Raw genomic sequence first — 5042 nt, forward strand, 5'->3', positions numbered from 1 at the left:
CGCGGTTTTAGAAGGAGTTGTAATTTTTCAAAAAAGATTGAAAACCATTTTAAAGCTTTCGACTTAACCTTTTTTTACATCAATAATGGCTTCATTTAATGTCAGCATACTTTTTGAAACACCACCCAATTTTCAAATCAAGAACGTATCAAACAACTCGAACGTGAAAATAAAGAACTGCAACGTGCGAATGAAATTCTACGTAAAGCAGCCGCTTTTTTCGCCCAGGCGGAGCTCGACCGCCCACACAAATAATGGTGGATTTCTCTGTTCATAGACACCCATTATATTGAAATGATGTCTATGAATCACACACCTAAGGCAATAAAGTCCCATTCCTCCTAAAGAAACTGCGCAACTTGAGTGTCTACAATATACTTGCTCTAAGCTCATGTCGTCAAACTCATTATCCTTTACAAACAATGTCTTATAGCAAACTATGTCATCCTAAAACGTAATATTTGATCCTATAGTATTCTTTGTAACAAAAAATTTCTCTATATGATTTTTTTAAGCGATCTCCCTATATTTTGAGTCATTTTAAGGGTAAAACAGCAAGTGAAAATGTATTATCCTTAATTTCCACCCTAATCTTTTGAAAAATATAATTTAAAGTGCTAGCTTTTTGAGGTATAAATCTCTTCTTATTGAACAAATATAGTCCACTTAGTGCCCGGCATGATGATGATTAAAAATAGTGTAGATCCACTCCACAAGGAAGAAAAAACCCTGACAGAGTTGTGTGCATTTCTTGAATTGAAACTGGATCAACCCTATGCATTGGAACTGACAGAATACTTAAAGTATTTTGAAAGAATTTACCCACAGTTATTCAAAGCTAACGAGTCAACAAAAAATAAAAATATACCTGTACATCAATTTAAAAAATTGGTACCAAACAATGATCCAATTATAAAGAACTCCCTTTGGGAAAATCCTGAAAACTCCCTACCACCGGCAGGACTATCACTTTTAAAACAAAATGCTTCAACTATTTTCGACATTAAAAAAGAATTTGATGAAGAATTAAAAAAGCTTAAGGCTAATCTGAGCTTTATTAAAAAGAAACAAAACTCGCAAAGCATCGCTATCAATCCAAAAGTAAAATCCAAGACCAATGAAAATAAGGAAATCATTAAAAGAGCCAAGAATCATTACAGCGCCACGCTTGACCTATTATTTGAACTGAATACTGATTTGATGTACTCATTACCTAAAAATTTACAAACCACTCTCACTAACAGGCAAAATGGGATAGCTAAAAAAGATACTTTTGAACGTAATTTGGTCAAAGATGTGTATAAAATCTTTGTCATCGATTATTTAGAAAAATTACGAGCAGATATTTACGTTGGCGATTATTTGCGAAAAGAATCACTTTTAGAAGAAGAACACCAAAACGCATTTATAAAAAATAGAACAGTACGAATTTTAATTAACAGCCTCGTCATCAATCATTGTTATGAACGGCTTATAGACCTTGATTCTAGGAAACGAGCATTGGAACAATCTCTTGCAATATTGAAAAATATTGCAAGGATTTATCCAAACAACAATACAGTATTCGATTTTATTGTTCAAAATTGTGCTTCCCGAGCAATAGATACAAGTATTTATGCCGTCGCACCCCCTCCAACAAGTGAACTAGATATTCAACCTTTCGTGGAAACATTAGAAAAGAAAATATATAACTATCAAACGCGTATAAAACATTGCAACAATAAAATCAAACAACTCAAATATGAAATATCAACCTTTGAAAACCAGAGTTTTTTTACAGAGCTTAGGAATCCGACGATTAAAATTAATTTGGACAATTTATGTGAATGGCTTCAAGGTGAGAAGTACAATAAACTACGTCAGGGAACCAAACCCCAAAAGCCATAATTACCCTTCTTCAAACTTGAAGCCAAGGGATCTAAAAATGCCTGTATTGTAATTACCCCAGCTTTTCAAGTCAGCTTTGAAGCTGGAGCTACTTATGAGGAAGTACTTGAGAATGGGAAAGAAACAATAACCGGGCATTGATTTTTTTTTGCGGAAGATGACGATAATATCCCTTTAGAATCTGAATCTTCGCTTTTCAATAAAAATGCTGAGACGATTCTCAATTAAGATACTTGAATTTAGCGAAATTTTTATACGCTTAAATTCAACCAATTATCAATAACTTAAAATAAACTTCGCTTCGACTTTTTATTATTCTGACTGATTCTTCTAAATTTACACTCACAGTACACCTTAGTACTGTTCAGGAGAAACAATATGAAGTTTGAGCAAGTTTTAACTACTAACCCTACCGCTGAAATGCTTATTCCAGTGACCCAGTTAGCCTCGATGATCCATGTATCCAGATCCAGCCTCTACGATTGGATGAATCCAAAATCTTCAAGATACGATCCTACATTCCCAGCCCCTATCAAAGTGGGAAGAGCGACTCGATGGCTTTTGTCGGAAATTAATAACTGGATCGAAGCGAAAGCAAAAGCACGCAATAACATCCAATTAAGTACGCTAACTCCCCAAAATTAAAGATTAATAAACGCAGGCTTACCCTTACGTTTTTGAGCTTAGTTTATCGGATTGGCTAGGTATGTGAATTTCGGCTATTATATCATTTATAACTAATACTTATATATTCAATGCAATCTAATATACTTATAGTTATACAATCAGATTGATTTATATACTTGTATATACCAGCATGATGAAAAATGTCAGCATGACTGTATAAGTATATTAAGTACTGATCATCGCAATATGATCAGTACATGAATTAATAATAATGATTGGTCTATAGCAAATGAGATTACACAATATTAGGTACCACTGGTGCATCATAATTTTGTGGATACCATACGTTGCTATTTAAACCTGTGTAGACGACTGATTTTCATATTTATCCCTTCTTCCTAATCCCGTAAAGACACTGCTTCAAACAGTGTCTTAGGGACGATTACGCTCAAATTCTCAATGGCAAGTCTCATCAACAGAGAAATTCTAAAATGAGTACCGAACTAGCAAAAAATATTAAAGTGCAGTCATCTTATCACAGCATCCTTCCCGTGCATCCTGATGACTACAGTCAGTCTTTCTACACTGATGGGATCAACCAAGTCATTGTTCAGGCTAAATTGGACAATTTCATCGCCCCTTTATTTGATGTAATCAAAGTAATTGAAGCTACCTTGAATACGACTCGCGATGCCATGCAAGTTAAAAAGTTTTTTAATGGATATCAAGCGACATCATATTCTTGGCTACAGCACATTTGGATTGCTTTTCTAGCATCCCTCAAATATGAACCCATTGATAAAATTACGCTTGGCATTGAACTCGATGTTTTTTTTAAAACGCGTGATCAATTTTCTGAAGAACAGCTCTGCCAGATGGAACTTGGTTGTGCTCCTTCTGAAGACCGAACATTAGCAGTTGAATATGCTGAACTGATTAACCTCTTCTTTCAGAAATTACGTCAGAATTTTAATAGTTCTGAAGTTAAGAATAAACTTCGCCAACGGCAGCGTACATGCCGTGAAGCCTATATGGGTGGAATAGAACTCGTTAAGAATCTCTTTGCCTTTGGTTCAACACGATTACTGATTATCCGTATGGATCTATCTCTCCAGCGCTCTCTCGAAACCTTGTCTAAGAATTTTTTCAAGATTGATGAAATTCACTCTGAGCATGACCTGGAGTACATGAAGCAATGCGTCGAAGCTTTACTGAAAAAAATGGATAGAAATGCCCTATTGAAAGACAAACTTGGATACTTCTTGCGTTTCGAGTATTCGATTCGATCTGGATTTCACATACACACATTTTTCTTCTATGACGGCAACCATCGGCGTGCAGACATGAAAATTGCTAAAGAAATAGCACGAGTGTGGAATGATGAAGTTACTGCTGGGCAGGGCTGCACCTACATTTGTAACTACCACAAAGAAAACTATCGCAACTGTGCCATTGGTATGGTTCACGTGAATAATGAAGAGAAAATTGAGCATCTCTTCGACGTTATAAAGTACACCTGTAAGTCTAATCAGTTTTTTTGGTTCTCGACTTTAAATAATATGCGTAGAACGCAAAAGAGTCAACTGCTCAAAGATCCGTATGCCAATAAGGCAAAGGTTGGACGTCCTCGCAAAAAGCTCGATTCAGACTCAGATCTTTTTTTAAATTCCCATGCTAATACTATGGAGAAAAACGAATGCCTTTAATTACTCCAAAAAAAGTGAATCATAGTGCAATTGAAACATTTGAAGCCAATAAGTTCATTGCACATAGCACTGGAATTGAGCCAAAATCGCAACATGTTGATTCTCTGAACATCACCATACCCATACCTCCTTGCTTTGCAATTTCAGATTACTGGAAAGCAGGTAAAGAAATACTGTACAGACGTGCACTCAAAATGAGCTCACTCAGACCAACGAGTTATCCTCTAACGCAATACGGTTTTCTGACACCATTTGGTGCATCATTTTTACCCATTGTGCATAATATTCAGTGCAATCCGCTTTGGGGTGATTTTGCAAAAGATGTGTTTTTCAATCCTTTAGCACAAGTCACACTATTCAAGATGCATCAACATAGACTATTTTCCATGTCTTTTGATGGTTCAACTCTATGTACAGACCAATATGATTCTTATTTCAGCGACTTGAAAGTTACGTGCACAAGAAGTGAATTTCAAAGAAAATTCTCACGGTGGGTAGAACAATATAATCGACTAGGTAGACAGTACGATGAGTTTATTCAAAGTGTTTACAACAAAGCACCTCTATTTGAAGTTCATTCGCTTGTTATTGTGCGCAAGGCTGTCAATGATCAGAATAAGGCAGCTCAATACAATGGCTTTGTCGAACTGAATATTGATGATGTCTTGAATGAGCGTGCAAATGAAATCATCAAACTGGGCAGAGTAAAACTTGAAGTGCGACATAAACCACCTAATTAATTTAAAGGGTTTATGGAGTATATAAAATTGTCATACCATCATCTTAACTTTGAAGATCGTACTGCATTAATGCTTGAGTCAA

4 protein-coding genes and 2 pseudogenes are annotated in these 5042 nt (G+C 35.6%); all 6 read left to right on the top strand.

All coding sequences use genetic code 11. The features are described 5' to 3' along the window. Window positions 1-99: pseudogene (locus FTU82_RS15580) on the top strand (IS1 family transposase); the annotation flags it as partial. Window positions 100-126: 27 nt separating this feature from the next. Further along, window positions 127-290, top strand: a pseudogene (locus tag FTU82_RS15585) (IS3 family transposase); the annotation flags it as partial. Between the two features lie 388 nt (window positions 291-678). Further along, window positions 679-1887: a hypothetical protein gene (locus tag FTU82_RS15590; protein ID WP_180101618.1), complete on the top strand. Its 1209-nt coding sequence runs from the start codon at window positions 679-681 to the stop codon at window positions 1885-1887. A 378-nt stretch (window positions 1888-2265) separates the two neighbouring features. Beyond that, window positions 2266-2532 carry an AlpA family transcriptional regulator gene (locus tag FTU82_RS15595; RefSeq protein ID WP_257222012.1) on the top strand — a complete coding sequence of 89 codons (267 nt, stop codon included), beginning with the start codon at window positions 2266-2268 and terminating at the stop codon, window positions 2530-2532. Between the two features lie 473 nt (window positions 2533-3005). Continuing rightward, window positions 3006-4220 carry an inovirus-type Gp2 protein gene (locus FTU82_RS15600; RefSeq protein ID WP_180101620.1) on the top strand — a complete coding sequence of 405 codons (1215 nt, stop codon included), beginning with the start codon at window positions 3006-3008 and terminating at the stop codon, window positions 4218-4220. After that, a complete protein-coding gene (locus tag FTU82_RS15605) occupies window positions 4211-4960 on the top strand; it encodes a hypothetical protein (RefSeq protein ID WP_180101622.1) in 750 nt (249 codons plus the stop codon). The genes FTU82_RS15600 and FTU82_RS15605 overlap by 10 nt, the downstream gene beginning before the upstream one ends. Window positions 4961-5042 lie beyond the last annotated feature (82 nt).

Origin of the sequence: Acinetobacter sp. YH12151, assembly GCF_013418355.1 — a bacterium.
In the GTDB taxonomy this organism is placed as follows: Bacteria; Pseudomonadota; Gammaproteobacteria; order Pseudomonadales; family Moraxellaceae; genus Acinetobacter; species Acinetobacter pseudolwoffii.